Raw genomic sequence first — 1737 nt, 5'->3', positions numbered from 1 at the left:
TTACTTGCACGGTCTCACCGCTAAGACTTGAAGTTTCATTTCATGCCACAAATGGCTGCTAATCTGACAAGGACAGACCTTACCCCCGAAACCTTGAAATACTGCTGATTTTACGCTCAGAAAGAAGCAATCGAACTTAACGCCTGCCTAAAATGAGTGGGGGAGTTTTATGCAGCTCCGCATCCGACACCATTTAGCCACGCCGATGATAAAATTAACTTTTGTGGCGGACAATCCAAGCCAGCGAATGCTGGAAAACTGACGAAGCCCACATTCATTTTTAGGCTGTTGTTGTAGCCATTTTTCATTGTCTAGTAGCAATGTCAGTAAGAGAGCTGTCCTTGGGTGATAGCTGTTAACTGCTATGCAGACTGTCTGTTCACTGGAGGTGGGATGCAGAAATTCTATTTGTCCGTATTTTCAAGCAAGGAGAGATAGTTTTTTCGTTGTCTGTCTGTTATCCCAATATAACCTCCATTTTTCCATAGTGAAGCAAGGTCATTTGTCGATTTAAGTTGATCAAATTTTGGTATTACCTTCTCGTAAATGATACTTACAATTTCGTCCGCTGCCTCTTCAGCAACATCATAGCTATCTACAACCCACCACTTGTCTTGTTGGTTATTTAGGTAGGAGCCAATTCGTCTATTGTAATGTCGCTGATGTTCTAGTGGTAAACTTGAGTCATCGAGTTTCGAAATCATCTCTGAAGCAATTTCTGTATTAACGGTCACTTTGAGAATGTCGGTATTTGAGCTTTGACTACTTTGAAGTCCGATATAATAGGTTAGGTCGCCATTTGAAAGACTAAATACATTTCCTTTCTTTTTGAACTGCTTTGTTTTGAGGTAAGCACTTAACCTATCAATGATTACTTTTTTGAAGTCCTTTGAGTCCATGGAAATCTGTCTTTGCAGTTGCGCCCTACAATTGGCTACAACGCCCGGCTATGGCGAGTGGGGTTTTGTAATGCACTTCTCTACCCACTTGCGCTTAGCCACGCCGATGATAAATTTAACTTTTGTGGCGGACAATCCAAGCCAGCCGCCGTCTCTTCGCCACTGCGGGCCCCATTCGCTATAGCCCTGTGTTATCAGCTTTCATTTCTGTTCAAGCTGCCTATCCAAAACCCAGGGCACTTTGCACTCAAACTCTACTTGTACAAGTCGGTCAGCCTTGTTGAAAGCTGTCAAAGAGTTAGCTCTCCGAAATCCGATACTGAATTTTGGCGTTATGTCAGTTAGTTCAAGCGTAAACCCGTCGCTTGAAGTCGTCCGTTCGCAGTTGAAACCAACAAAGTCACCTTTGAAGTGGAACCAACCACCATAATAGTGGTCACCATTTTCCAATCTTGCGTAGTGACTTACCTCAACTTCCTTTTTCCAGTCAACGCCAAGGCTTTCTAGGAGCTCCTTTATTTCGGCCGGATACACGGTAGTCCGTTGGGTAGCAAAATTCTGGCAGTCGACACAACCGCATGATTCTGCTCCTCCGGTCTGTACTCGTCCATAGACAGTCGCCGTCGTCAGTTTGTCAACCGTCAGTTGCCAGTCCTTGTACTCCACTAACATATTCCGCATCGAAAGGTATTGCTGATAACATTGAGGCAAGAAACGTACATCTGTCTTCAGTAACGCAGGCTGCATTTCCTTGCCAACTAAAGATAGTAAAATGCAGGGAAGATGTATGTTTTTTGCCGGGTGTTAGGTTCAGGTGCCCCGTACTGTTATGCGTTCC

Annotated in this window: 2 protein-coding genes; both read right to left on the bottom strand. The window is 44.2% G+C overall.

What is annotated here, in order from left to right; all coding sequences use genetic code 11:
* Positions 1-404: 404 nt before the first annotated feature.
* Positions 405-899 carry a DUF4304 domain-containing protein gene (locus RIG68_RS13200; RefSeq protein ID WP_350122882.1) on the bottom strand — a complete coding sequence of 165 codons (495 nt, stop codon included), beginning with the start codon at positions 897-899 and terminating at the stop codon, positions 405-407.
* A gap of 201 nt (positions 900-1100) precedes the next feature.
* On the bottom strand, positions 1101-1580 hold the full coding sequence (locus RIG68_RS13195) for a hypothetical protein (RefSeq protein ID WP_350122879.1): 480 nt from the start codon (positions 1578-1580) through the stop codon (positions 1101-1103).
* Positions 1581-1737: the final 157 nt, after the last annotated feature.

Origin of the sequence: Imperialibacter sp., assembly GCF_040222385.1 — a bacterium.
Taxonomy (GTDB): domain Bacteria; phylum Bacteroidota; class Bacteroidia; order Cytophagales; family Cyclobacteriaceae; genus Imperialibacter.
The sequence above is the reverse complement of the archived record's forward strand: the minus strand, read 5'-3'. Positions and strand labels throughout refer to the sequence as shown.

What these genes read in the sequence shown, in the direction of transcription:
- RIG68_RS13200 (WP_350122882.1), bottom strand. Translation starts at nt 899, where the DNA reads ATGGACTCAAAGGACTTCAAAAAAGTAATCATTGATAGGTTAAGTGCT.
- RIG68_RS13195 (WP_350122879.1), bottom strand. Translation starts at nt 1,580, where the DNA reads ATGCGGAATATGTTAGTGGAGTACAAGGACTGGCAACTGACGGTTGAC.